At 54.9% G+C, this 21,964-nt stretch carries 16 protein-coding genes and 1 tRNA gene; 10 read left to right on the top strand and 7 right to left on the bottom strand.

The annotated features are described in order from the left end of the window. The first annotated feature begins 2 nt into the window (after positions 1-2). Positions 3-2,849, top strand: a complete 2,847-nt coding sequence (rcsC, locus tag ACNQ0T_RS07065; RefSeq protein ID WP_023300607.1) for a two-component system sensor histidine kinase RcsC — start codon at positions 3-5, stop codon at positions 2,847-2,849. Positions 2,850-2,960: 111 nt separating this feature from the next. On the opposite strand, the gene rcsB is transcribed toward rcsC, so the two are convergent. Beyond that, positions 2,961-3,611 carry a response regulator transcription factor RcsB gene (rcsB, locus tag ACNQ0T_RS07060; RefSeq protein ID WP_003859405.1) on the bottom strand — a complete coding sequence of 217 codons (651 nt, stop codon included), beginning with the start codon at positions 3,609-3,611 and terminating at the stop codon, positions 2,961-2,963. A gap of 16 nt (positions 3,612-3,627) precedes the next feature. Next, positions 3,628-6,300 (bottom strand): phosphotransferase RcsD, encoded by a 2,673-nt coding sequence (rcsD, locus tag ACNQ0T_RS07055; RefSeq protein WP_023300606.1) that lies wholly within the window; start codon positions 6,298-6,300, stop codon positions 3,628-3,630. Positions 6,301-7,045: 745 nt separating this feature from the next. Here rcsD and ACNQ0T_RS07050 point away from each other — a divergent pair. From ACNQ0T_RS07050 to mgtE, 6 genes are all read left to right on the top strand, one after another. After that, complete coding sequence (locus tag ACNQ0T_RS07050; protein ID WP_063841562.1) at positions 7,046-8,137, top strand: porin OmpC; 1,092 nt, start codon at positions 7,046-7,048, stop codon at positions 8,135-8,137. A 114-nt stretch (positions 8,138-8,251) separates the two neighbouring features. Continuing rightward, positions 8,252-9,307 (top strand): FAD:protein FMN transferase ApbE, encoded by a 1,056-nt coding sequence (apbE, locus tag ACNQ0T_RS07045; RefSeq protein WP_045620899.1) that lies wholly within the window; start codon positions 8,252-8,254, stop codon positions 9,305-9,307. A 72-nt stretch (positions 9,308-9,379) separates the two neighbouring features. Beyond that, complete coding sequence (gene ada, locus ACNQ0T_RS07040) at positions 9,380-10,438, top strand: bifunctional DNA-binding transcriptional regulator/O6-methylguanine-DNA methyltransferase Ada (protein ID WP_417929850.1); 1,059 nt, start codon at positions 9,380-9,382, stop codon at positions 10,436-10,438. After that, positions 10,438-11,088 carry a DNA oxidative demethylase AlkB gene (gene alkB, locus ACNQ0T_RS07035; protein ID WP_023300603.1) on the top strand — a complete coding sequence of 217 codons (651 nt, stop codon included), beginning with the start codon at positions 10,438-10,440 and terminating at the stop codon, positions 11,086-11,088. The genes ada and alkB overlap by 1 nt, the downstream gene beginning before the upstream one ends. A gap of 76 nt (positions 11,089-11,164) precedes the next feature. Further along, on the top strand, positions 11,165-12,808 hold the full coding sequence (locus ACNQ0T_RS07030) for a multidrug ABC transporter permease/ATP-binding protein (RefSeq protein WP_417929812.1): 1,644 nt from the start codon (positions 11,165-11,167) through the stop codon (positions 12,806-12,808). A 140-nt stretch (positions 12,809-12,948) separates the two neighbouring features. Continuing rightward, positions 12,949-14,385: a magnesium transporter gene (gene mgtE, locus ACNQ0T_RS07025; RefSeq protein ID WP_006811337.1), complete on the top strand. Its 1,437-nt coding sequence runs from the start codon at positions 12,949-12,951 to the stop codon at positions 14,383-14,385. Here mgtE and ACNQ0T_RS07020 read toward each other — a convergent pair. Further along, on the bottom strand, positions 14,348-15,643 hold the full coding sequence (locus ACNQ0T_RS07020; RefSeq protein WP_032624810.1) for a SulP family inorganic anion transporter: 1,296 nt from the start codon (positions 15,641-15,643) through the stop codon (positions 14,348-14,350). The genes mgtE and ACNQ0T_RS07020 overlap by 38 nt on opposite strands. A gap of 187 nt (positions 15,644-15,830) precedes the next feature. Here ACNQ0T_RS07020 and mqo point away from each other — a divergent pair, with 187 nt between their 5' ends. Beyond that, the gene (mqo, locus tag ACNQ0T_RS07015; RefSeq protein ID WP_417929848.1) at positions 15,831-17,480 is read left to right on the top strand and encodes a malate dehydrogenase (quinone); all 1,650 of its coding nucleotides are present in this window, start codon (positions 15,831-15,833) and stop codon (positions 17,478-17,480) included. 134 nt (positions 17,481-17,614) lie between these two features. On the opposite strand, the gene eco is transcribed toward mqo, so the two are convergent. After that, positions 17,615-18,124 (bottom strand): serine protease inhibitor ecotin, encoded by a 510-nt coding sequence (eco, locus tag ACNQ0T_RS07010; RefSeq protein ID WP_032622478.1) that lies wholly within the window; start codon positions 18,122-18,124, stop codon positions 17,615-17,617. A 202-nt stretch (positions 18,125-18,326) separates the two neighbouring features. On the opposite strand from eco, the gene ACNQ0T_RS07005 reads away from it, so the two are divergent. After that, complete coding sequence (locus tag ACNQ0T_RS07005) at positions 18,327-18,587, top strand: DUF2534 family protein (RefSeq protein WP_006811332.1); 261 nt, start codon at positions 18,327-18,329, stop codon at positions 18,585-18,587. Positions 18,588-18,653: 66 nt separating this feature from the next. Here ACNQ0T_RS07005 and ACNQ0T_RS07000 read toward each other — a convergent pair. The 3 genes from ACNQ0T_RS07000 to ACNQ0T_RS06990 form a co-directional block, all read right to left on the bottom strand. After that, positions 18,654-18,730, bottom strand: a tRNA-Pro gene (locus ACNQ0T_RS07000). Between the two features lie 73 nt (positions 18,731-18,803). Continuing rightward, complete coding sequence (gene yejM, locus ACNQ0T_RS06995) at positions 18,804-20,564, bottom strand: LPS biosynthesis-modulating metalloenzyme YejM (RefSeq protein WP_022648735.1); 1,761 nt, start codon at positions 20,562-20,564, stop codon at positions 18,804-18,806. 19 nt (positions 20,565-20,583) lie between these two features. Then, complete coding sequence (locus tag ACNQ0T_RS06990) at positions 20,584-20,811, bottom strand: YejL family protein (protein ID WP_001135586.1); 228 nt, start codon at positions 20,809-20,811, stop codon at positions 20,584-20,586. 134 nt (positions 20,812-20,945) lie between these two features. Between ACNQ0T_RS06990 and yejK the strand changes: the two genes are divergently transcribed. After that, complete coding sequence (gene yejK / locus ACNQ0T_RS06985) at positions 20,946-21,953, top strand: nucleoid-associated protein YejK (protein WP_017693031.1); 1,008 nt, start codon at positions 20,946-20,948, stop codon at positions 21,951-21,953. Positions 21,954-21,964 lie beyond the last annotated feature (11 nt).

The raw sequence follows: 21,964 nt of genomic DNA, 5'->3' as shown, positions 1-21,964 counted from the left end.
CTTTGAAATACCTCGTCTCCTTTCGTACCACGTTAAAAGTCTCTCGCTATCTGTTTCGGGCGCTTGCGCTACTGCTATGGTTGCTGGTGGCACTGCTCTCGGTATTTTACATCGTTAACGCGTTACACCAGAAAGAAGCGGAGATCCGCCAGGAGTTTAACTTAAGCTCGGATCAGGCCCAGCGCTATATCCAGCGCACGTCTGATGTGATGAAAGAGCTTAAGTATATCGCTGAGAATCGACTGACGGCGGAGAACGGCATTCTTGCCCTCCGCGGTCGGGATGAAAAAACCGAAGTACCTGATTTCGAACCGCTCTTCCCGGACTCCGATTGTTCCGCGATGGGCAAAGCCTGGCGTGGCTCACTGGAGTCCCTGTCATGGTTTATGCGCTACTGGCGCGATAATTTTTCGGCTGCTTACGATCTAAACCGCGTCTACCTGATTGGCAACGAAAATCTTTGCATGGCGGACTTCGGTCTGCGAGATATGCCCGTCGAACGCGAAGACGCGCTGAAAAGCCTGCATGAGCGCATAGTGAAATACCGCAATGCGCCTCAGGAAGAGCGCGGGAACAACATCTTCTGGATAAGCCAGGGGCCGCGCATGGGCGTCGGCTATTTCTATGCCCTGACTCCGGTTTACCTCGGAAACCGCCTGCAAGCGCTGCTGGGGATTGAACAAACCATCCGCATGGAAAACTTCTTCACGCCGGGCAGTCTGCCGATGGGCGTGACCATTCTGGATGAGAACGGCCACCCACTCATCTCCCTTACCGGGCCTGAAAACCGCCTGAAGGTGGAGCCCAGCTGGATGCAGGAGCGGTCATGGTTTGGCTATACCTCCGGGTTCCGTGAGCTGGTGCTGAAGAAAAGTTTGCCGCCATCGTCGCTGAGCATTGTCTATTCGCTGCCGGTGGACAAGGTGCTGGAGCGCATTCGCATCCTGATCCTTAACGCCATTTTGTTGAACATCGCGGTAGGCGTCGCGCTGTTTATGCTGGCGAGAATGTATGAGCGGCGGATCTTTATTCCGGCGGAAGCGGATGCTCAGCGTCTGGAGGAGCACGAGCAGTTTAACCGTAAGATTGTCGCCTCGGCGCCGGTAGGGATCTGTATCCTGCGTACTCAGGACGGGACAAATATCCTCAGTAACGAGCTTGCCCATAACTACCTGAACATGCTCACGCATGAAGACCGCCAGCGGTTAACGCAGATCATCTGTGGGCAACAGGTTAACTTTGTGGATGTGCTGACCAGCACGCACACCAACCTGCAAATCAGCTTCGTCCATTCGCGCTACCGCAATGAAAACGTGGCGATTTGCGTGCTGGTGGACGTCTCCGCGCGCGTTAAGATGGAAGAGTCATTGCAGGATATGGCGCAGGCGGCGGAGCAGGCCAGCCAGTCGAAATCGATGTTCCTCGCGACCGTCAGCCATGAGCTGCGTACGCCGCTGTACGGCATTATCGGTAACCTCGATCTTCTCCAGACCAAAGAGCTGCCGAAAGGGGTCGACCGCCTGGTGACGGCGATGAACAACTCGTCCAGCCTGCTGCTGAAAATTATCAGCGATATTCTCGACTTCTCTAAAATTGAATCCGAGCAGTTGAAAATAGAACCGCGTGAGTTTTCCCCGCGCGAGGTGATGAACCATATCAGCGCCAACTATCTGCCGCTGGTGGTGCGCAAACAGCTGGGGCTGTACTGCTTTATCGAGCCGGATGTGCCGCTGACGCTGCATGGCGATCCGATGCGTCTGCAACAGGTCATCTCGAACCTGCTAAGCAACGCCATCAAATTCACCGATATCGGCTGTATTGTGCTGCATGTCTGCCGGGCAGGGGAGTACCTGACTATTCGCGTACGCGACACGGGTGTTGGCATTCCGGCGAAAGAGGTCGTTCGCCTGTTCGATCCGTTCTTCCAGGTGGGGACGGGCGTCCAGCGTAATTTCCAGGGGACCGGGCTGGGTCTGGCGATTTGCGAGAAGCTTATCAGCATGATGGACGGGGATATCTCCGTCGATACCGAGCCGGGTATGGGCAGCCAGTTCACCATCCGTATCCCGCTCTACTCGGCACACTATCCGGTGAAAACCACGGTCGACGGGCTGAGCGAAAAGCACTGCTGGCTGGCGGTGCACAACGCCTCCTTACATGATTTCCTGACCTCGATGCTGACCAGCAGCGGCGTGCGGGTCTCACGCTATGAAGGCCAGACGCCGGACGCAGATGATATGCTGATTACTGACGTTGAGCCAGACAAGGCGTGGGCGGGGCGGGGCGTGGTGATGTTCTGCCGCCGTCATATCGGTATTCCGATTGAGCGTTCGCCCGGGGTATGGGTGCACAGTGTGGCGACACCGCACGAAATGTTGGGCTTGCTGGCGCGTATTTACAGTGTACAGCTTGAGGACAGCGATGGCGCTACCGTGCTGGCTTCCCCTGATGAGCTGGCATCGGTGAATGACGATATGATGATTCTGGTCGTCGACGATCATCCGATTAACCGTCGTCTGCTCGCAGACCAGCTTGGCTCTCTGGGCTATCAGTGTAAAACGGCCAATGATGGCGTGGATGCCCTGAATGTCTTAAGTAAGAATCATATTGATATTGTGCTCAGCGATGTGAACATGCCTAACATGGACGGCTATCGTCTGACGCAGCGTATCCGACAGCTGGGGCTGACGCTGCCGGTGGTGGGGGTGACAGCCAACGCACTGGCGGAGGAGAAGCAGCGCTGTCTGGAGTCGGGAATGGACAGCTGCCTGTCGAAGCCGGTCACGCTGGATGTACTGAAGCAGACGCTATCCGTGTATGCGGAGCGGGTGCGAAAAGCGAGACAATAAAAAAGGCCCGAAAGGGCCTTTTTTATGTGTCCGACGGCACTGCGCTTGCGCGGGCCTACGGGGTCTTTAGACCGGGTAACCGCGAGGGTCACCCGGCGTAGACAGCGACGATCAATCTTTGTCCGTTGCGCTCAGCGTCACGGAAGAGAGATAGTTCAGCAGGGCGATATCGTTATCCACACCCAGCTTCATCATCGCGGATTTTTTCTGGCTACTGATGGTTTTGATACTGCGGTTCAGTTTCTTGGCGATTTCAGTAACCAGGAAACCTTCAGCGAACAGACGCAGAACTTCACTCTCTTTAGGCGAGAGACGCTTGTCGCCATAGCCACCTGCGCTGATTTTTTCAAGCAGGCGTGAGACGCTCTCAGGCGTGAATTTCTTCCCTTTCTGTAACGCCGCCAGCGCTTTAGGCAGATCGGTAGGTGCGCCTTGTTTCAGCACAATCCCTTCAATATCAAGATCCAGAACGGCGCTCAGGATCGCAGGGTTATTGTTCATGGTCAGAACAATGATCGAAATGTCCGGGAAGTGGCGTTTAATGTATTTGATGAGCGTAATCCCATCACCGTATTTATCCCCAGGCATGGAGAGATCGGTAATGAGCACGTGCGCATCAAGTTTAGGCAGGTTGTTAATAAGGGCTGTGGAATCTTCAAATTCACCGACTACATTCACCCACTCGATCTGTTCAAGTGATTTGCGAATACCGAACAGTACAATCGGATGGTCATCGGCAATAATTACGTTCATATTGTTCATGTATAAGGCTACCTTGCTACAGCAAGCTCTTGACGTAAGCGTCAATGTCGCTGATGTATTTTTCAATGCCAGAGGCATCTTTCTCACGAATTAGATGTTCCAGCGTTTCACATAACTGCTTGCCGGGAACCAGATTAAGCATGGCAAACACCCCTTTAAGCCGGTGTGCTGTCTGTGCCAGCGCTGCAAAATCCTGCGCAGCGGACTCAGTATACAACCGCTTAACATCATCTGGTACTGTATCAACGAAGAGCGAATAATATCCGCTGGCATGGAGTTCGGCATTTTCATCGCCGCCTAACGGTGACTCCAGGATCTCTTCCTGCGCCAGATTCTCTTCAATCAGTTGTAATACAGCTTCCTGCATTGCATTGCTCATATTAAAGTTGACGCGCAGCTGCCCAGGGCCGATTTTCCGCACGCCTGGCTCATCATCGCTTAAAAGCAAGCCGGAGGCAGTAAGATTAGACGGATTATCAGTTAAAAATAGATCAAATTCTTGACTCGCGAGCCTTTCGTCCGGGGTAATGCAGGACGCGCCCCAGTTTTCCAGCTGACGAACGACGATATTACGGATCTCACTGGAGGTCACGTCCACCATCACCACCACATCATCCAGCAGACGCTCTTCATCCTCTTCCTGAGGATTCGCCGCCATTTTAACATGCAAGGAGTAGCGGGTGCCGAGGGATTCGCGCGCCTTAATGTTCAGATGACCGCCCAGCTTACGCGCCAGCTGATCGCAGAGCCAGAAGGTGAGGGCATTCGCCTTACCGTAGTGGTCGCGCTGGGTATCGTTCAGGAACGGGAAGTGCAGGTTATCGATTTCGCTCACGGTGACGCCTTCGCCCGTATCCAGAATACGGAACGTCAGACGATCGTCGGTGGACTCATCGGTGCTGACTTCAAGGGTGATCTTGCCGATCTGTGTCGTGGTGACGGCATACTGAATCAACATCATCAGGATGCGACGCAGGGCATCGCGATCGCCGTGACGCTCGTCATTGGCCGGTAAATGGTTGTTGATCAGCAGCTGGAGCCCTTTGCGCTTGATCACCGGCAGGACTTCCGGAACCACCTCATCAATCAGATCCTGGATGGAGAAGAGCGTAGGGGTGCCCTTCCAGATGTCATTCTCCAGCATGTTCGCAAGCTGGATTTCGTCCACCAGACGAACCAGCGAGTCGGCCTGGCTGCTAAGCTGTCGGCTTTCCGGCGTGCTTAAATCAGCAATCTGCGTGGCGAGTGACTTCAGCGGCTGTTTAAAGGCATCGCCAATGTTTTGCATAAACGCCGCGCGGCCATGCTGGTTTTTCTCATACAGCCTTTGCGCCTGCTTGAGCTTTTTATTCACCAGCACTTCGCGATCCTGATCGCGGATGATGAAGATTTGCGTGCGCGAGGCGACCTGACTGCGGAACTGACGGATCTCATACAGTTCATTATTAATGGTGGCCTGAATGACGCCCTGATGCTGGTCCGCCATGGCCGTAATATTTTGCAGGTTAAGATGCGGCAGAAGGTGATCGGCAATTTTGTTGCTCATCACCGTCCGGTTTGCCTCCTGATCGTGAACAAGCACCCCAAGCGGCAGCACGGAAATAATCTCTTCATTCAGGGCACGAAGAACACGCAACTCGTTGCTGGTCCCGGCTGATACCGACGTCGAGTCGCTCTGGCGGCCCGACTGGAAACGGAAGGTGCTGTAGCCAAACAGCGCCAGCGCCAGCAGGCCGATATTCAACAGCAGCGGCAGCATAATGTTTTGCAGGGTATCAAGCATCAGGGTGCCAAAAGGCACCTGCCACACCAGCCGCATACCGGTTGAGTTGAGCGATGAGGCAATCTCAATCTTCGAGCCATTAAATGAGATCGCTACGCTGTCCGGGCCTTCTTTATCCGACGGCGTGCGCATATTTTGGGTGCTGTTGTCTGGCTCCAGTCGGAAACTGTCCAGCGGCATATCCGGCGGGATAAGATCGTTAATTGGCAGATCGAAGGCAACCACGGTCGCCAGATGGCCCGGCTGGTTAAAGGTGGTTCGCAGCGTAAAGTAGTGGCCATTCTGCCAGGCAAGACGGCGTAATGACGAGAAACTTTCGCGCTCGTCCAGCGCGTTGGCCTGTTGCAGCATTTCTGCCCGACGGGAATCGACAATGCTGCCAACGGTGGTCTCTTTAAAGCCCGACGAGAGATCCTTAAGCGGCAGGGTCGAGATCAGGATCATGCTGTTGTCCTGACCGTTCAGGTAATACATGGACCACGGTACGGTCTCGGCGCCCCACAGGGTGTCCAGATAGGAGGAGATCCGCTGCGTCATCTCAAGCGTTGCGCTGTCGTGCGAGCCGAAAATCAGGGCTTCCGTCTTACGCTGCGGTTTTTCAAGGTAATACACATCCTGCTTAAGGCGCGTTTCCTGCAACCCTTCGCCTGATGAGGTGGCAGGTGCGGCGGCGATATTGTCGTAGATTTGCCAGGTCGCGTAGCGCCACGTATCAATGCGCTTATGCACCGCATGGGTGATATCGACAATTTGATAGCTTTTATCTTTAAGCCAGGTATTCACGGCGCTCTGAACCATCACTCCCATTGTGACTAACAGCACAACGATCAACAGAAGAAAGAAACGGGTGATGCTGCCCGGTAGAAGGGAGAATTTGCTCGGGGCGGTAGTTTCAGTCTGACTCATCGATGTGTTTAACCCGTAATGGCCGCGCGGTAATGGGATAGGGCAGTATAAAGGGTAATAACTGAATTTCCAGCGTCGTTATCGGTATGACCTTGACTTTTTATCTGTCGCAACCCGCTTCAACGTCATCCGTGTGAAAGATGTACAAAACCCAGTGAAATGTACAAATATGCTGTTACAACGGCAGTAAAATAGCACGAATTAACAAGAAATTAATTTTGAAAGTGAAAAGGAAAATCTGTAAACGCCGGGCGATGGATTTAGTTAATAGTCGTTATCATTACAGACGGGTAGCACATAAAATGTCTGTTGACGTAAAGAAAGGTAAAAAAAAACCGAATGCGGAGCATCCGGTTCAATTAGGGATAAACAGACATTCAGAACTGAATGACGGTAATAAATAAAGTTAATGATGATAGCGAGGGTTATTTTAGTGGTGTTGACGGGAATTTTTTTGTCATTCAGTGCTGTACTCTTTTTTAAGATAGTCTTTTGAATTTTATAGGATATATTTTTGTTTTGATTATCCGTGCTATATTTTTAAACTTTTGATGCTTTGTGAAAGTTCCTTGAAATTTACATATTGAAACATCTTGATGGTAAAGTGAAACATCTTCAAAGTTTTCGTATCATATTCCTGTTGGATTATTCTGCATTTTTGAGGAGAATGAACTTGCCGACTGGTTAAGAGGGTTGACCAGTAAGCAGTGGTAAATAATAAGGCATATAACAGAGGGTTAATAAAATGAAAGTTAAAGTACTGTCCCTCCTGGTACCAGCTCTGCTGGTGGCAGGCGCAGCAAATGCGGCTGAAATTTATAACAAAGACGGCAACAAATTAGATCTGTACGGTAAAGTGGATGGCCTGCACTATTTCTCTGATGACGACAGTGCAGACGGCGACCAGACCTACATGCGTCTGGGCTTCAAAGGCGAAACTCAGGTTAACGACCAGCTGACCGGTTACGGCCAGTGGGAATACCAGATCCAGGGTAACTCTGGTGAGAACGAAAACAACTCATGGACGCGTGTGGCGTTCGCAGGTCTGAAATTCGCTGATGCGGGTTCATTCGACTACGGTCGTAACTACGGCGTTGTTTACGATGTGACTTCCTGGACCGACGTTCTGCCGGAGTTCGGCGGCGATACCTACGGTTCTGACAACTTCATGCAGCAGCGTGGTAACGGCTTCGCGACCTACCGTAACCAGGACTTCTTCGGTCTGGTTGATGGTCTGAACTTCGCGTTGCAGTACCAGGGTAAAAACGGCAGCGCAAGCGGCGAAGGCCAGACCAACAACGGTCGTGAGGCACTGCGTCAGAACGGTGATGGCTACGGCGGCTCTCTGACCTATGATCTGGGCGAAGGCTTCGCTATCGGTACGGCAGTCACCAGTTCTAAACGTACTGCTGACCAGAACGCTGCGGGCTACTACGGTGAAGGCGATCGCGCAGAGACCTACACCGGTGGTCTGAAATATGACGCGAACAACATCTACCTGGCTGCACAGTATACTCAGACTTACAACGCGACCCGCGTTGGCGATCAGGGCTGGGCTAACAAAGCACAGAACTTCGAAGTGGTTGCTCAGTATCAGTTCGACTTCGGCCTGCGTCCATCCGTGGCTTACCTGCAGTCTAAAGGTAAAGACATCGAAAACTATGGCGATCAGGATATCCTGAAGTATGTTGACGTGGGTGCGACTTACTACTTCAACAAAAACATGTCCACCTATGTTGATTACAAAATCAACCTGCTGGATGAAAATGACTTCACCCGTCAGACAGGTATCGGTACTGACGATATCGTCGCGCTGGGTCTGGTTTACCAGTTCTAATTGCTCATACAGCAACAAAGGGGCCATCAGGCCCCTTTTTTCATGCTTTTTTAGGGTCTTACAAATACGCTGTTTTAGTGTACTCTTGCCGCCCTGGCATGAGGATAATAACCAATGGATATGACTTTTTTACGCGCCAGCGTTCTGGCGACTTTTTTACTCCTGACCGCGTGTGACTCTTCTACACAGCCCGCAAAAATCGACGCACCCGCCGCGACGGTGCTGGAAGGGAAAACCATGGGGACCTTCTGGCGCGTCAGCGTGATGAATATCGATAAATCCCGCGCTGAAGAACTACGCGGTAAAATTCAGGCGCAGCTGGATGCCGACGATCAGCTACTCTCTACCTATAAAAATGACTCAGCGCTGATGCGTTTCAATCGCTCCAGCAGCACCTCGCTGTGGCCGGTGAGCGAAGCAATGGCCGATATCGTCACGGAAGCCATGCGCGTGGGCTACAAAACCAACGGCGCAATGGATGTGACCGTTGGGCCGCTGGTGAACCTGTGGGGATTTGGCCCCAACAAGCAGCCGGTGACCACACCCGATCAAGCCGCCATCGACGACGCCCGCGCGCGTACAGGGTTACAGCATCTGGCGGTGATCTCCCAGTACGGTCAGCAATACCTGCAAAAAGACATTCCCGACCTGTTTGTGGATCTCTCCACGGTAGGCGAGGGGTATGCTGCGGATCATCTCGCGGCCCTGATGGCGCAGGAAGGTATTCCCCGTTATCTGGTTTCCGTCGGGGGCGCGCTCGTCAGCCGGGGCATGAACGCCAGCGGCAGGCCGTGGCGAGTGGCCATCCAAAAACCAACCGATCAGCAGAACGCGGTGCAGGCGATTGTCGACATCAACGGGCACGGTATCAGCACCTCCGGAAGCTACCGCAACTATTACGAGCTGGATGGCAAACGTATCTCGCATGTGATTGATCCGCAAACCGGACGCCCGATTACCCACAACCTGGTGTCCGTGACGGTGATAGCGCCAACTGCGCTGGAAGCCGACGCCTGGGATACCGGATTGATGGTGCTCGGCACGGAGAAGGCCAAAGAGGTGGTGCGTCAGGAAGGGCTGGCCGTTTATATGATCACCAAAGAGGCTGACGGGTTTAAAACCTGGAGTTCACCGCAGTTCAACAGCTTCCTGGTGAGCGAAAAAAATTAAAAAGCAAGGTTGCGGGTTTTTGTTCGGTGGCGTTCAGGCAAGCTGAGCGTATGCTTGTAAGAGGAGCCGATGATGAAAAACACAACCTATCTTACCGATGAGGATCGCTGGCAGGCTGTTCTGGCCCGCGATCCGCGTGCGGATAACCAGTTTGTCTTTGCCGTGCAGACGACCGGCATTTATTGTCGTCCGTCCTGCCGCGCCCGCCACGCGCTGCGTAAAAATGTCTGCTTTTATCCTGATGCTCACCAGGCCGCGCAGGCGGGTTTCCGCCCCTGTAAGCGCTGTAGGCCGGACCAGGTCGACCCTATGGCGCAGAAAAAGGCCAACGTTGCGCTGGCCTGCCGACTGCTTGAGCAGGATGCCGCGCTGAACCTGGAGGCACTGGCGCAGCAGGTTGGCATGAGTCCGTTCCATTTCCACCGCTTGTTTAAATCCGTCACCGGCATGACGCCGAAAGCATGGCAGCAGGCCGCGCGTGAACAACGCCTGCGTAGCCTGCTTGCACAGGGCGGTAAAATCACCGACGCCGTACTGGCCGCTGGCTTCCCGGACGGCAGCAGCTACTACCGTAAAGCCAACGGCGCGCTGGGCATGACGGCGAAACAGTACCGTAACGGAGAGGCTGCGGTCCGCTATGCCATCAGCGACTGCTCGCTGGGCCACTGTCTGGTGGCGGAAAGCGAGCGCGGGATCTGCGCAATACTGCTGGGTGATGACGACGCCGGGCTGACGGCTGAGCTGCTGTCACTGTTTCCGCTTGCCGTCCGTGAACCGATGGAAGGCGCATTTGCCGGGCGTGTTCGTCAGGTGATTGCCTCTGTCGACAGCCGCGCGACGCCGTTGACGTTACCGCTGGATATCCGGGGTACCGCCTTCCAGCAGCAGGTCTGGCAGGCGCTGCGGGCTATCCCCTGCGGTGATACGGCAAGCTATCAGCAGGTGGCGAAGGCCATTGGTAAACCCAATGCCGTACGTGCCGTGGCGGGGGCCTGCGGAGCCAACAAACTGGCGATAGTTATCCCCTGTCACCGCGTGGTGCGTAACGACGGTGCGCTGTCGGGTTATCGCTGGGGCGCAGCGCGTAAGGTGCTATTGTTGAAACGTGAGGCGAACAACCCGGAGGGATAATGCTCGATCTTTTTGCTGATGCTGAACCCTGGCAGGAGCCGCTCGCGCCGGGGGCGACGATCCTGAGACGTTTTGCGCTTTCCCGCGCGGCGGCGCTGTTCGACGGTATTGATACCGTCACCGCCCGTTCGCCGTTTCGCCATATGGTCACGCCGGGCGGGTATACCATGTCCGTGGCGATGACCAACTGCGGCGAACTGGGATGGGCGACGAATGAGCGGGGCTATGTATATGCCGCGAACGACCCGCTGACGGATAGGCCGTGGCCGCCGATGCCGGAGGCGTTTCAGGCGCTGTGTCACGATGCCGCCGTGGCGGCCGGCTATCCTGATTTTCGACCCGACGCCTGTCTTATCAACCGCTATGCCGTCGGCGCTAAACTCTCCCTGCATCAGGATAAGGACGAGCCTGACCTGCGCGCGCCGATTGTCTCGGTATCCCTTGGGTTGCCCGCTGTCTTTCAGTTTGGCGGCCTGCGGCGCAACGACCCGCTCAAACGGCTGATGCTGGAGCATGGCGATGTGGTGGTCTGGGGCGGTGAATCACGGCTTTTTTATCACGGCATTCAGCCGCTTAAAAATGGCGATCACCCGGTGGCGGGGGCGTTTCGCTACAACCTCACGTTCCGCCAGGCAGCGTACAGAGAATAAAAATAAGAATTATTCTTGATGTGTGTGAAAGGCAGTTTACACTGCTGGCTGATTTTTCTTGTCCGGATTGCTCTGCATGCAACTACTTCTTCTTGTCTGGCGGCAGTATCGCTGGCCTTTTATCGCGGTGATGGCGCTAAGCCTTGCCAGCGCGGCGCTGGGGATCGGCCTGATTGCCTTCATTAACGTGCGTTTGATCGAAATGGTCGACACGTCACTCTCCGTCCTGCCGGAATTTCTGGGTTTACTGCTGCTGCTGATGGCTGTCACGCTCGGGTCACAGCTGGCGCTGACCGCGCTCGGCCACCACTTCGTTTTCCGTCTGCGCAGCGAGTTCATCAAACGGATCCTTGATACTCAAGTGGAACGCATCGAACAGCTGGGAAGTGCTTCTCTGCTGGCGGGGCTGACCAGCGATGTGCGCGCCATTACCATCGCCTTTGTGCGCCTGCCGGAGCTGGTGCAGGGGATCATCCTGACCTTTGGCTCGGCAGCCTATCTCGCCTGGCTCTCCAGCAAAATGCTGGCGGTAACGGCGCTGTGGATTGTTATTACCATCTGGGGCGGGTTCCTGCTGGTATCACGCGTCTATAAGCACATGGCAGTGCTGCGCGAAACGGAAGACAAGCTCTATAACGATTATCAGACGGTGCTGGAAGGGCGCAAAGAGCTGACGCTGAACCGCGAGCGTGCCGAGCATATCTTCAACCATCTTTATATCCCGGATGCGCACGAATATCGTCATCACATTATCCGCGCCGATACGTTCCACCTGAGCGCCGTGAACTGGTCCAACATCATGATGCTGGGCGCGATTGGCCTGGTGTTCTGGATGGCGAACAGCCTGGGGTGGGCGGATACCAACGTGGCGGCAACCTACTCCCTGACGCTGCTGTTTTTACGCACGCCGCTGCTGTCGGCCGTTGGCGCACTGCCGACGCTGCTGAGCGCTCAGGTGGCCTTCAACAAGCTGAAGAAGTTCGACCTTGCGCCGTTTAAGGCTGAGTTCCCGCGCCCGCAGGCCTTCCCGAACTGGCAAACGCTTGAGCTGCGTAACGTGACCTTCCGCTATCAGGATAACGCCTTCTCCGTGGGGCCGATAAATCTGACCATTCACCGGGGCGAACTGCTGTTCCTGATCGGCGGTAATGGCAGCGGCAAATCCACGCTGGCGATGCTGCTGGCGGGCCTCTACCAGCCGCAGTCAGGCGAAATTTTGCTGGATGGTAAAGCGCTGAGCGCGGAGAAACCGGAGGACTACCGCAAGCTCTTTTCGGCGGTATTTACCGACGTCTGGCTGTTCGACCGGCTGCTGGGCCCGGAAGGGCAGCAGGCAGATCCGGCGCTGGTGGAGAAGTGGCTTGCGCATCTGCAAATGTCACACAAGCTGGAGCTACAGGATGGCAAAATCCTGAATCTCAAGCTGTCGAAAGGGCAGAAGAAGCGCGTGGCGCTGTTGCTGGCGCTGGCCGAAGAGCGCGACATCATCCTGCTGGATGAATGGGCCGCCGATCAGGACCCGCACTTCCGTCGCGAGTTTTATCAGGTCCTGCTGCCGCTGATGCAGGCGATGGGGAAAACCATTTTTGCCATCAGCCATGACGATCACTACTTCATTCACGCCGACCGTCTGCTGGAGATGCGCGACGGCAAACTGAGCGAGCTGACCGGCGATGAGCGCGATGCGGCGTCACGGGACGCGGTGGCGCGCACGGCCTGATTGCAATTGTGCCGGGTGGCCCCCGGCACACTCATTTTTCATATATGCCGTTTTTTTCTCCATCCCGACCCGCCGTTTATTCTTATTTACATATCCCCGCGCTATGCTTAACGCCAACTCATTTAATGGATTTATGATTGATGTCGGTATTAAAGAAAAACAGCGCCAGGCAGCGTGACCAGGAGCGTGCGCGGCTCATCTGGCTCCTGACGACCGATAAAGCGGTCACGTCAACGTTATTGGGTAAGCTAACCCTGGCTGAGCAATATGATGTCGGCACGCTGGCCGACGATATTGCTGAGGTAGGTGCGCTGGTTGCACATTTACCACCTCCGGATCTGGCGGACACCCTGGAGGCATTGCCTTCCGAGGAGCGCCACGCCCTGTGGAGGCTGGTGCAGGATCATGAGCGCGGTCAGGTGCTGCTTGAAGCCTCGGAAAACGTCTGGGATGACCTTATCGATGAGATGAGCGATCGGGACATTCTTGACGCCCTGCAAACGCTGGATATCGATGAGCAGATTTACCTCGTTCAGCATCTTCCGCGCAACCTGACCGGACGCCTGCTGGCTTCCCTGCCTGCCGAGGAGCGGGCGCGCGTGCGTCAGGTGATGCACTACGAGAAAAACAGCGTCGGCGCGATCATGGAGTTTGGCGTCATCACCGTGCGTCCGGACGTCACCCTGGGTACGGTGCAGCGCTATCTTCGTCGCCTGGGCAGTATGCCGGACAACACCGATAAACTGTTCGTCACCTCGCGGGATAAAACCCTGCTCGGGGAGCTGGAGCTGAAAACGATCCTGCTGAACAGCACCCAGCAGCGGGTAAGTGAGGTCATGGAAACCGAGCCGATGGTCTTCTCGCCGGAAGACGATGCCGAAAAAGCGGCGCGTACCTTCGAACGTGATGACCTGGTGAGCGCGGCGGTGGTGGATTCGGTGGGCAAGCTGATGGGGCGTCTGACCATTGATGAGATCGTTGACGTGGTCTATGAAGAGACCGATAACGACCTGCGTGCCCTTGGCGGTATCAGTGCCGAAGACGATGTTCATGCCTCCGTCGGCAAGGCCGTCAAAACCCGCTGGGCGTGGCTCGCCATCAATTTATGCACCGCGTTCGTGGCGTCCCGCGTTATTGACGGCTTCGAACATACCATTTCCCAGTTGGTGGCCCTGGCGTCGTTGATGCCGATTGTGGCGGGGATCGGCGGGAACACCGGCAACCAGACAATCACCATGATCGTTCGCGCCCTGGCGCTGGAAAACATTCAGCCGGGTAATTTTTCGTGGCTGATTTTCAGGGAGATGGGCGTCGCGCTGATTAACGGCCTGGTCTGGGGCGGCATCATGGGCGGCATTACCTGGTGGCTGTACGATGATATGGCGCTGGGCGGGGTCATGATGCTGGCGATGGTGCTGAACCTGCTGGTGGCGGCGATGATGGGCGTGATTATCCCATTGACGATGACCCGGCTGGGGCGCGACCCCGCGGTGGGGTCGAGCGTGATGATCACCGCCATTACCGATACCGGCGGTTTCTTTATTTTTCTTGGACTGGCGACGATTTTTCTTCTGTAGCCAGTGCTTTTTGCTTAAGTCGGGCAGGGAGGATGAACATCATCACAATCCCGCCCAGCACGCCAATCGCCAGGTTGCCGGTGTAAACCGTTGCCACAACCGTCACCAGCATCACGACGGTTTCAGCCACCGGCGCGTTTTTCAGCGTTCCGGGCTGAACGCTATGCCAGCTAAAGGTCTTGACGGCCACAATGGCCATAATACCCGCCAGTACCGCCATCGGGATTTTGGCCATCACCTCGCTGAGCGCCGTAACCAGCACCAGCAGTACGATACCCGCCGCAAGGGTGGAGATACGGCTTCTGCCTTTCCCCATCTCCACGTTAACGATGGTCTGCCCAATCATCGCGCAGCCCGCAATGCCGCCGTAGAACCCGGCCATAATATTCCCCACGCCCAGACCGATGCTCTCGCGGCGCTTGCTTGAAGGGGTAACGGTCAGTTCATCCACCAGTTTTGCCGTCAGCAAGGATTCCAGCAGGCCAACAAAAGCGATACTTAGCGCACACGGCCAGATAATGCTCAGGGTTTCCAGATTGAGCGGCACCAGCAGTTGCGTAAAGCCCGGCAAACCGCCGCTCATGGAGCCTTCATCCCCTACCGTTGGCAGGATTTGCCCGCTGGTGACGGTGAACAAAGTCAGCAGCACAATGGCAATCAGTGGGGAGGGTACGCTTTTAATATAGCGTGGCACCCACAGCACAATCAGCAGCGTCAGCACGAACAGGCCCACTATCAGCGGGCTTCGGCTCCAGAAATGGGGCACCTGGGCAAAGAAAATCAAAATGCCAAGGGCGTTAACAAACCCGGTCATCACCGACTGGGGAATAAAGCGCATCAGCCGCGCCATTCCCAGCGCGCCGAACAGGATCTGAATCACGCCAGCCATCACCACCGCGGGCAGAATGTACTGTACGCCGTGTTGATGGACCATCGGGCCAATCACCAGCGCGACGGAACCGGCCGCCGCCGTCACCATGGCCGGACGCCCGCCGAGCAGGGAAAGGGCGAAACAGAGCACCACGGAGGCGATAAGGCTCACTTTCGGATCCACGCCCGCGACCACGGAAAACGAAATCACTTCCGGGATCAGCGCCAGCGCGGTAATCACGCCGGCCAGGGTTTCGCGCATCAGACGTTGAGGCGAACGTAAAACGGTGGCGACATGGCCTTCTTGGGGTACAGACGAGTGAGGTAATGACATAACAATTCGCTGGTAGGGGCAGGCTTCCGTGCGCGCGATCACAAAGTGCAGCATCATAGCCAGGAAAATCGTCGGGTGCCAGCCTGTATGCCAAAACCCTACAAACAATCCATCATTAAATTTCACAATTACAATAATTTCGTAACCTTTAAACAATATTTAAAAGTTGCTACCGTGCCACCGCAGCGTGTTTCACCTGTAATTTCCACGCATCAAGCACTATTCAACTAAGGCATAAATGATGAAAAAAATGACTGCCGTGCTCTTTTCTCTGGCCGTGGGGCTGAACGCCGTCTCGCTGGCGGCGAAGGCTGACGCACCAAAAGAGCAGGAAACGGATGTCCTTTTAATTGGTGGCGGCATCATGAGCGCCACGCTGGGCACATATCTTCAGGAATTAGAGCCGAACTGGTCCATGACCATGGTCGAGCGCCTTGATGGCGTGGCGCAGGAAAGCTCTAACGGCTGGAATAACGCCGGGACGGGGCACTCGGCACTTATGGAACTGAACTATACGCCGCAGAAAAAGGACGGTTCCATTAGTATCGAGAAGGCGGTAGAGATCAACGAAGCGTTCCAGATCTCACGTCAGTTCTGGTCTCACCAGGTGAACAGCGGTGTGTTGCACAATCCGCACTCCTTCATCAACACCGTTCCGCACATGAGCTTTGTGTGGGGCGATCAAAACGTCAACTTCCTGCGTGCGCGCTACGCTGCCCTGCAACAGAGCACGCTGTTCCGCGGGATGAAATACTCTGAAGATCACGCTCAAATCAAAGAGTGGGCGCCGCTGGTTATGGAAGGCCGCGATCCGAACCAGAAAGTGGCGGCGACCCGCACTGAAATTGGTACTGACGTTAACTACGGTGAAATCACCCGTCAGCTGGTGGCCTCTCTGAAGAAAAAAGAGAACTTTAACCTGCAACTCAGCTCCGAAGTGCGTGGTTTCAAGCGCAACGCGGATAACAGCTGGAGCGTGACCGTTGCCGATCTGAAAAACAACGAAGCCGAGCATGTGATTAAGGCGAAGTTCGTGTTTATCGGTGCTGGCGGCGCGGCGCTGAAACTGTTGCAGGAGTCCGGTATTCCGGAAGCGGACGACTACGCCGGCTTCCCGGTTGGCGGCCAGTTCCTGGTGTCGGAAAACCCTGAAGTGGTTAACCGTCATCTGGCTAAAGTGTACGGTCAGGCTTCTGTTGGTGCGCCACCGATGTCCGTTCCCCATATCGACACCCGTATGCTGGACGGTAAGCGCGTAGTGCTGTTCGGGCCGTTCGCCACATTCTCCACCAAGTTCCTGAAAAACGGTTCCCTTTGGGATCTGCTGAGCGCGACCACGACGTCAAACGTCAAGCCAATGATGGACGTGGGGCTGGATAACTTCGATCTGGTGAAATACCTGATTAGCCAGGTGATGCTCTCTGATGAAGAACGCTTCGAGGCGCTGAAAGAGTACTATCCGCAGGCGAAGAAAGAAGACTGGCGCCTGTGGCAGGCGGGTCAGCGCGTGCAGATCATCAAACGCGATCCGAAAGAGGGCGGCGTGCTGCGTCTGGGTACCGAAGTAGTAAGCGATAAGGATGGCACTATTGCCGCGCTGCTGGGAGCATCCCCGGGGGCGTCTACCGCTGCGCCAATCATGCTACACCTGATGGAAAAAGTGTTTAAGGACAAAGTATCCAGCCCGGAATGGCAGGCGAAGCTGAAAACCATTATTCCATCCTACGGTACGAAGCTGAACGGTAACGTTGACGCCACGGAACAAGAGCTGGAATACACCAGTCGCGTTCTGCAACTGCAATACGTCAAACCGCAGGCTGCGGATGCTGCGCCACAGGCAGAGATGAAGCCTCAGGCGGAAAACAAGCCGGTTGCGGATATCGCGCTGTAAGGTAAACGCAAAACGGTAACATCCGTTACCGTTTTTCGTGTTTTCTCCCTCTCCCACCGGGAGAGGGTTGGGGTGAGGGCACCAGAACGCACCCTTTCCAGGTCGGGTAAGCGTGAGCGCCACCCGACTTATTTTTAACGAACTACTGCTTGTCCTACCGTCTCATCCGCCTTCCATACGCGATATTTCACATCCACGTTTTCCGGCGTATAAACGACAATCGGCAGCTTGCTGTTATAGCGCAGCAGACTGTTATCACCCAGATAGGCGGTGATAAATTTCTTCTCTTTCTTGCCGTCCGGGCACGCCATCATGGTGGAGACTGGCGAGGTTACTTTGTCGAAGACATAGTAGTCATAACCCCAGCCTTCCAGTGTTTTGCTTTCCAGTTGGCCGCCCAGACGATGCTGGTTGCAGTCCACTTCCAGCGTTTGGCCGATTAACAGCTCGACTTTGAAATTCCCTTCATTCTGCTGAGCCGGGAGCTGAATAACCTGGCGCTTCATCCCTTTGTCCGCTTGCGGATACGGGGCAACTTTTTCCAGCGGCTGCTCTTTTGGGGTTTCGCTGGCGAAAGCGCTGGTGCTCGCGCACGCAGCGGCGATAAGGGCGATGGCAAATTTAGGTGCGTTTTTCACTGTCATTCCTTTTTGTTAAAACGATCCCGGAAAGACTAACATAATGTATGTGAATGGTTGGCGTAATTTACTCACATTTTCATTTTAAACGGAGTAAAGAACTGCTTTTATGCTCTTTTATTGGTGTTTAATGCTGTGGTGGAGTCGGTGCAGAGATCGTGTTATTTTACGCGTTAATTATTGTTATTCATCTGTAAAGGGAGAAGAGATGGTACGGGAAAAACTGAAGACACCTGAAGGCCGCAAGTTCCTGCTGGCGTTACTGGTTGTGTTTATGATTGCTGCTGCATGCGTGGGGCGAGCAACCATTGTCGGCGTGATCGAGCAGTACAACATCCCGCTCTCTGCGTGGACAACCAGCATGTTTGTCCTGCAATCAGCGATGATCTTTGTTTACAGTCTGGTGTTCACCGTTCTGCTGGCGATTCCGCTGGGGATTTTCTTTCTCGGTGGGCGTGAGAAGCACTAAGCATTGTGCATGCGAAGACAGGCAATAAAAAACCAGCCATAAGCGGCTGGTTTTTTTGTGTAGTTTTGGTCGGCACGAGAGGATTTGAACCTCCGACCCCCGACACCCCATGACGGTGCGCTACCAGGCTGCGCTACGTGCCGACGCATAAAAGGAATACTACTCGATTCCTTTTTGATTGCAAGGGGGAAGCAACGCTAACTGATTCATAAATAATCAGTTAGCGATAAAGCGCTTCTCGTCTGTCAGCACCTGCAACAGCAAGCTGAGCTGCGGTTTCTGGTCTTTCAGCTTCTCACCTTCGAGGCTGTACGTCTGGTAATTGCCGTTGCTGTTCAGCACAAGGGACAGCGTCGGCGTGGTCACCACCAGCGTGTTTTCGCCAGCAGCCGTGACCCAGTTATGACGCCGCGTGGCGCTAAAGAGGTCTTGTCCCTGCGAGTATTCAATTGCCGGCGTGCTAACGTGCAGCAGCCGCTGCATTAACGTGGTCATGACGTCTTTATGGTCGGTCAGCATGTTGATGCGTTGCGCGGGAGTGCCCGGCCAGTGGATCACCAGCGGGACATGCAGGTTCGGACGCGACCAGTCCATGCCCTTCGCTTCGTCGCCGAGCGGCACGCCATGCCCCGCCGTGATAATGACGACCGTATTGTCCAGCTTGCCCGCGTCGCGCAGGGCGGTCAGCACGCGAGCGATCTGCGCATCGACATCACCCGCCGCACGGCTATAGCGGCGCGCGAAGCCTTTCTGATTGCTGTCATCAAGATTTGTGCCGTTAAACGCAACCCAGGAGAACCAGCGGTTATCTTCCTGTGCATAGCGCTTCAGCCAGTCTATCCACTGGTCAGCAGTCCGATCGTCAGACTGGCTCTGCGCGGCTGGCAGTGAGAAATCAGACAGCAGCGCCTGGCGGTACAGCGAGCTGTTGAAACCATCAGAGGCGAACAGCCCCAGCTGGTAGCCCTGCTGATTAAGCCCGGTAATCAATGCAGCCGGAATACGGGCCGACAGCACGCCGTCCATATAACTCGGTGAAATGCCGTAGAACAGACCGAAAATACCCGCGTCGGTCGAATTACCGGAACTCATGTGCTGAGTGAATACGATGTTGTTCTCAGCGAATTCAGCCAGGGCAGGCATTTGCTTCTCATAGCGAGAATAGTTCAGGCCATCGACGGTAATCAGCAGCACGTTCTGACCGCGCCCCATGTCGCGATATTTCAGATCGCTCAGGGGATACTGCACGCTGACCGCTTCCGGATTACCCTGTTCGACCAGACGACGCTGATACTCCTGCGCGTCCAGCAGACCGTGTTTTTCAAGGAAACGACGTGCCGTCATCGGATAGGAGAGCGGCAGATTCGCGCGCTGCATGGTAATAGGGCGGTAGAAGTTCGCATCTGCCCAGATATACATCAGGTGCGAACCGATAAATGAGGCGAAAAAGAGCGCCGCGACGGGCTTCGCATAATGTCGGCGTCGGGTCAGGCTGCGGAGCTTTTGCCAGCTCCACGTCGCGAACAACATTTCGATCAGCAGGATAATCGGCACGCTGATAAACATCAGCTGCCAGTCGCGGGCGGTCTCGTTCTGATCCGGGTTAATCACCAGCTCCCAGACGACAGGATTCAGGTGCAGGTGGAACCGGGTAAAGACTTCGCTGTCGATAAGCAACAGCGTCATGCCCGCCGTCGCAAGAATGGCGGACAGGAAGCGCATCAGCCGCTGCGACATGACGATAAACGTCAGTGGGAACAGGATCAGCAGATAGGTGGCGAAGACCAGAAAGCTAAAGTGACCAACAAGGCTCATCCACGAGTAGATACGCCCGGTTAACGTGGTTGGCCAGTCTGCCACAAACAGATAACGGCAGCCGAGCACCATCGCCAACAGAATGTTGAACAGGGCAAACCAGTGCCCCCAGCTGACCATCTGGGAGACTTTTTCACGGTAGCGCTGACGATTCGTCACCATAAACTGTTGTTCGTTTCCCTTAGTGTGCCTGGTCGTCGCTAACTGATGACTGCAAAGCCTGGGCGAAAGATTTGGCGATCGCCTGACGCTGAGCCGGAGCAACGCTGGTATTGATCAGGTTGGTAACCATATTTCCCAAAACCATCAGGGAGAGATCGGTTGGCGTTTTATGTTTTTCCAGTACGTTGACCAGCTCACTGAGCAGTTGTTCAACGTGTTCGTCACTGTAGCGGGAATGTTGTGGCATAAATCAAAATCAGTTTGTTGAGAGAAGGGCGACATATTACCGTAGCAACAGCTTTTTTTCCCCTTTTTTATCTTCTGTTGCACACATGCGTTGGTGGTGGTTGAATACCGCCCGGTCTAAAAGGAGAGTTTATCATGAGTCTGGAAATCAACCAGATTGCCTTGCACCAGCTTATCAAGCGTGATGAGCAAACCCTTGAAGTGGTGCTACGCGATTCGTTACTGGAACCAACGCCTACCGTTGTCGAGATGATGGCGGAGTTGCATCGCGTCTACAGCGCGAAAAATAAAGCCTATGGCTTGTTCAGCGAAGAGAGCGAGCTGGCGGATAGCCTGCGCCTGCAACGTCAGGGCGAAGAGGATTTCCTGGCATTCAGCCGCGCTGCAACCGGCCGTCTTCGTGACGAACTGGCGAAATATCCCTTCGCCGATGGCGGTATCGTCCTGTTCTGCCACTACCGCTATCTGGCGGTAGAGTATCTGCTGGTCACCGTGCTGAATAATTTAAGCAGCATGCGTGTGAACGAGCAGTTGGATATCAGCTCAACGCACTATCTGGATATCAACCATGCGGATATTGTGGCGCGTATTGATTTAACTGAATGGGAAACCAATCCGGAATCGACGCGCTACCTGACCTTCCTTAAAGGCCGCGTGGGCCGCAAAGTGGCCGATTTCTTTATGGACTTCCTCGGTGCCAGTGAAGGGCTGAACGCCAAAGCGCAGAACAAAGGTCTGCTCCAGGCGGTGGATGACTTTACCGCTGAGGCGCAGCTGGATAAATCTGAGCGTCAGACCGTGCGTCAGCAGGTTTACAGCTACTGTAACGAGCAGTTACAGGCCGGGGAAGAGATTGAGCTGGAGTCGCTGTCCAAAGAGCTGGCGGGCGTCAGCGAAGTCAGCTTCCAGGAATTTACCGCAGAAAAAGGCTATGAGCTGGAAGAGAGCTTCCCGGCGGATCGCAGTACGCTGCGTCAGCTGACGAAATTTGCCGGTAGCGGCGGTGGGTTAACCATTAACTTTGATGCCATGCTGCTCGGGGAACGTATCTTCTGGGATCCGGCGACCGACACGCTGACCATTAAAGGCACGCCGCCGAATCTGCGCGATCAGCTCCAGCGTCGCACCTCAGGCGGTAAGTAGCGGCCATAAAA

Source organism: Enterobacter cloacae complex sp.6700776 (genome assembly GCF_048284255.1).
GTDB classification, from domain to species: Bacteria; Pseudomonadota; Gammaproteobacteria; order Enterobacterales; family Enterobacteriaceae; genus Enterobacter; species Enterobacter intestinihominis.
Note: the sequence above shows the minus strand (reverse complement) of the source record. Positions and strands in the feature narration are given on the sequence as shown.

Excerpts from the sequence above, each read along its gene's own strand:
- rcsB (WP_003859405.1), bottom strand. The coding sequence starts at position 3,611 with ATGAACAATATGAACGTAATTATTGCCGATGACCATCCGATTGTACTG.
- rcsD (WP_023300606.1), bottom strand. The coding sequence starts at position 6,300 with ATGAGTCAGACTGAAACTACCGCCCCGAGCAAATTCTCCCTTCTACCG.
- ACNQ0T_RS07050 (WP_063841562.1), top strand. The coding sequence starts at position 7,046 with ATGAAAGTTAAAGTACTGTCCCTCCTGGTACCAGCTCTGCTGGTGGCA.
- apbE (WP_045620899.1), top strand. The coding sequence starts at position 8,252 with ATGGATATGACTTTTTTACGCGCCAGCGTTCTGGCGACTTTTTTACTC.
- ada (WP_417929850.1), top strand. The coding sequence starts at position 9,380 with ATGAAAAACACAACCTATCTTACCGATGAGGATCGCTGGCAGGCTGTT.
- alkB (WP_023300603.1), top strand. The coding sequence starts at position 10,438 with ATGCTCGATCTTTTTGCTGATGCTGAACCCTGGCAGGAGCCGCTCGCG.
- ACNQ0T_RS07030 (WP_417929812.1), top strand. The coding sequence starts at position 11,165 with ATGCAACTACTTCTTCTTGTCTGGCGGCAGTATCGCTGGCCTTTTATC.
- mgtE (WP_006811337.1), top strand. The coding sequence starts at position 12,949 with ATGTCGGTATTAAAGAAAAACAGCGCCAGGCAGCGTGACCAGGAGCGT.
- ACNQ0T_RS07020 (WP_032624810.1), bottom strand. The coding sequence starts at position 15,643 with ATGCTGCACTTTGTGATCGCGCGCACGGAAGCCTGCCCCTACCAGCGA.
- mqo (WP_417929848.1), top strand. The coding sequence starts at position 15,831 with ATGAAAAAAATGACTGCCGTGCTCTTTTCTCTGGCCGTGGGGCTGAAC.
- eco (WP_032622478.1), bottom strand. The coding sequence starts at position 18,124 with ATGACAGTGAAAAACGCACCTAAATTTGCCATCGCCCTTATCGCCGCT.
- ACNQ0T_RS07005 (WP_006811332.1), top strand. The coding sequence starts at position 18,327 with ATGGTACGGGAAAAACTGAAGACACCTGAAGGCCGCAAGTTCCTGCTG.
- yejM (WP_022648735.1), bottom strand. The coding sequence starts at position 20,564 with ATGGTGACGAATCGTCAGCGCTACCGTGAAAAAGTCTCCCAGATGGTC.
- ACNQ0T_RS06990 (WP_001135586.1), bottom strand. The coding sequence starts at position 20,811 with ATGCCACAACATTCCCGCTACAGTGACGAACACGTTGAACAACTGCTC.
- yejK (WP_017693031.1), top strand. The coding sequence starts at position 20,946 with ATGAGTCTGGAAATCAACCAGATTGCCTTGCACCAGCTTATCAAGCGT.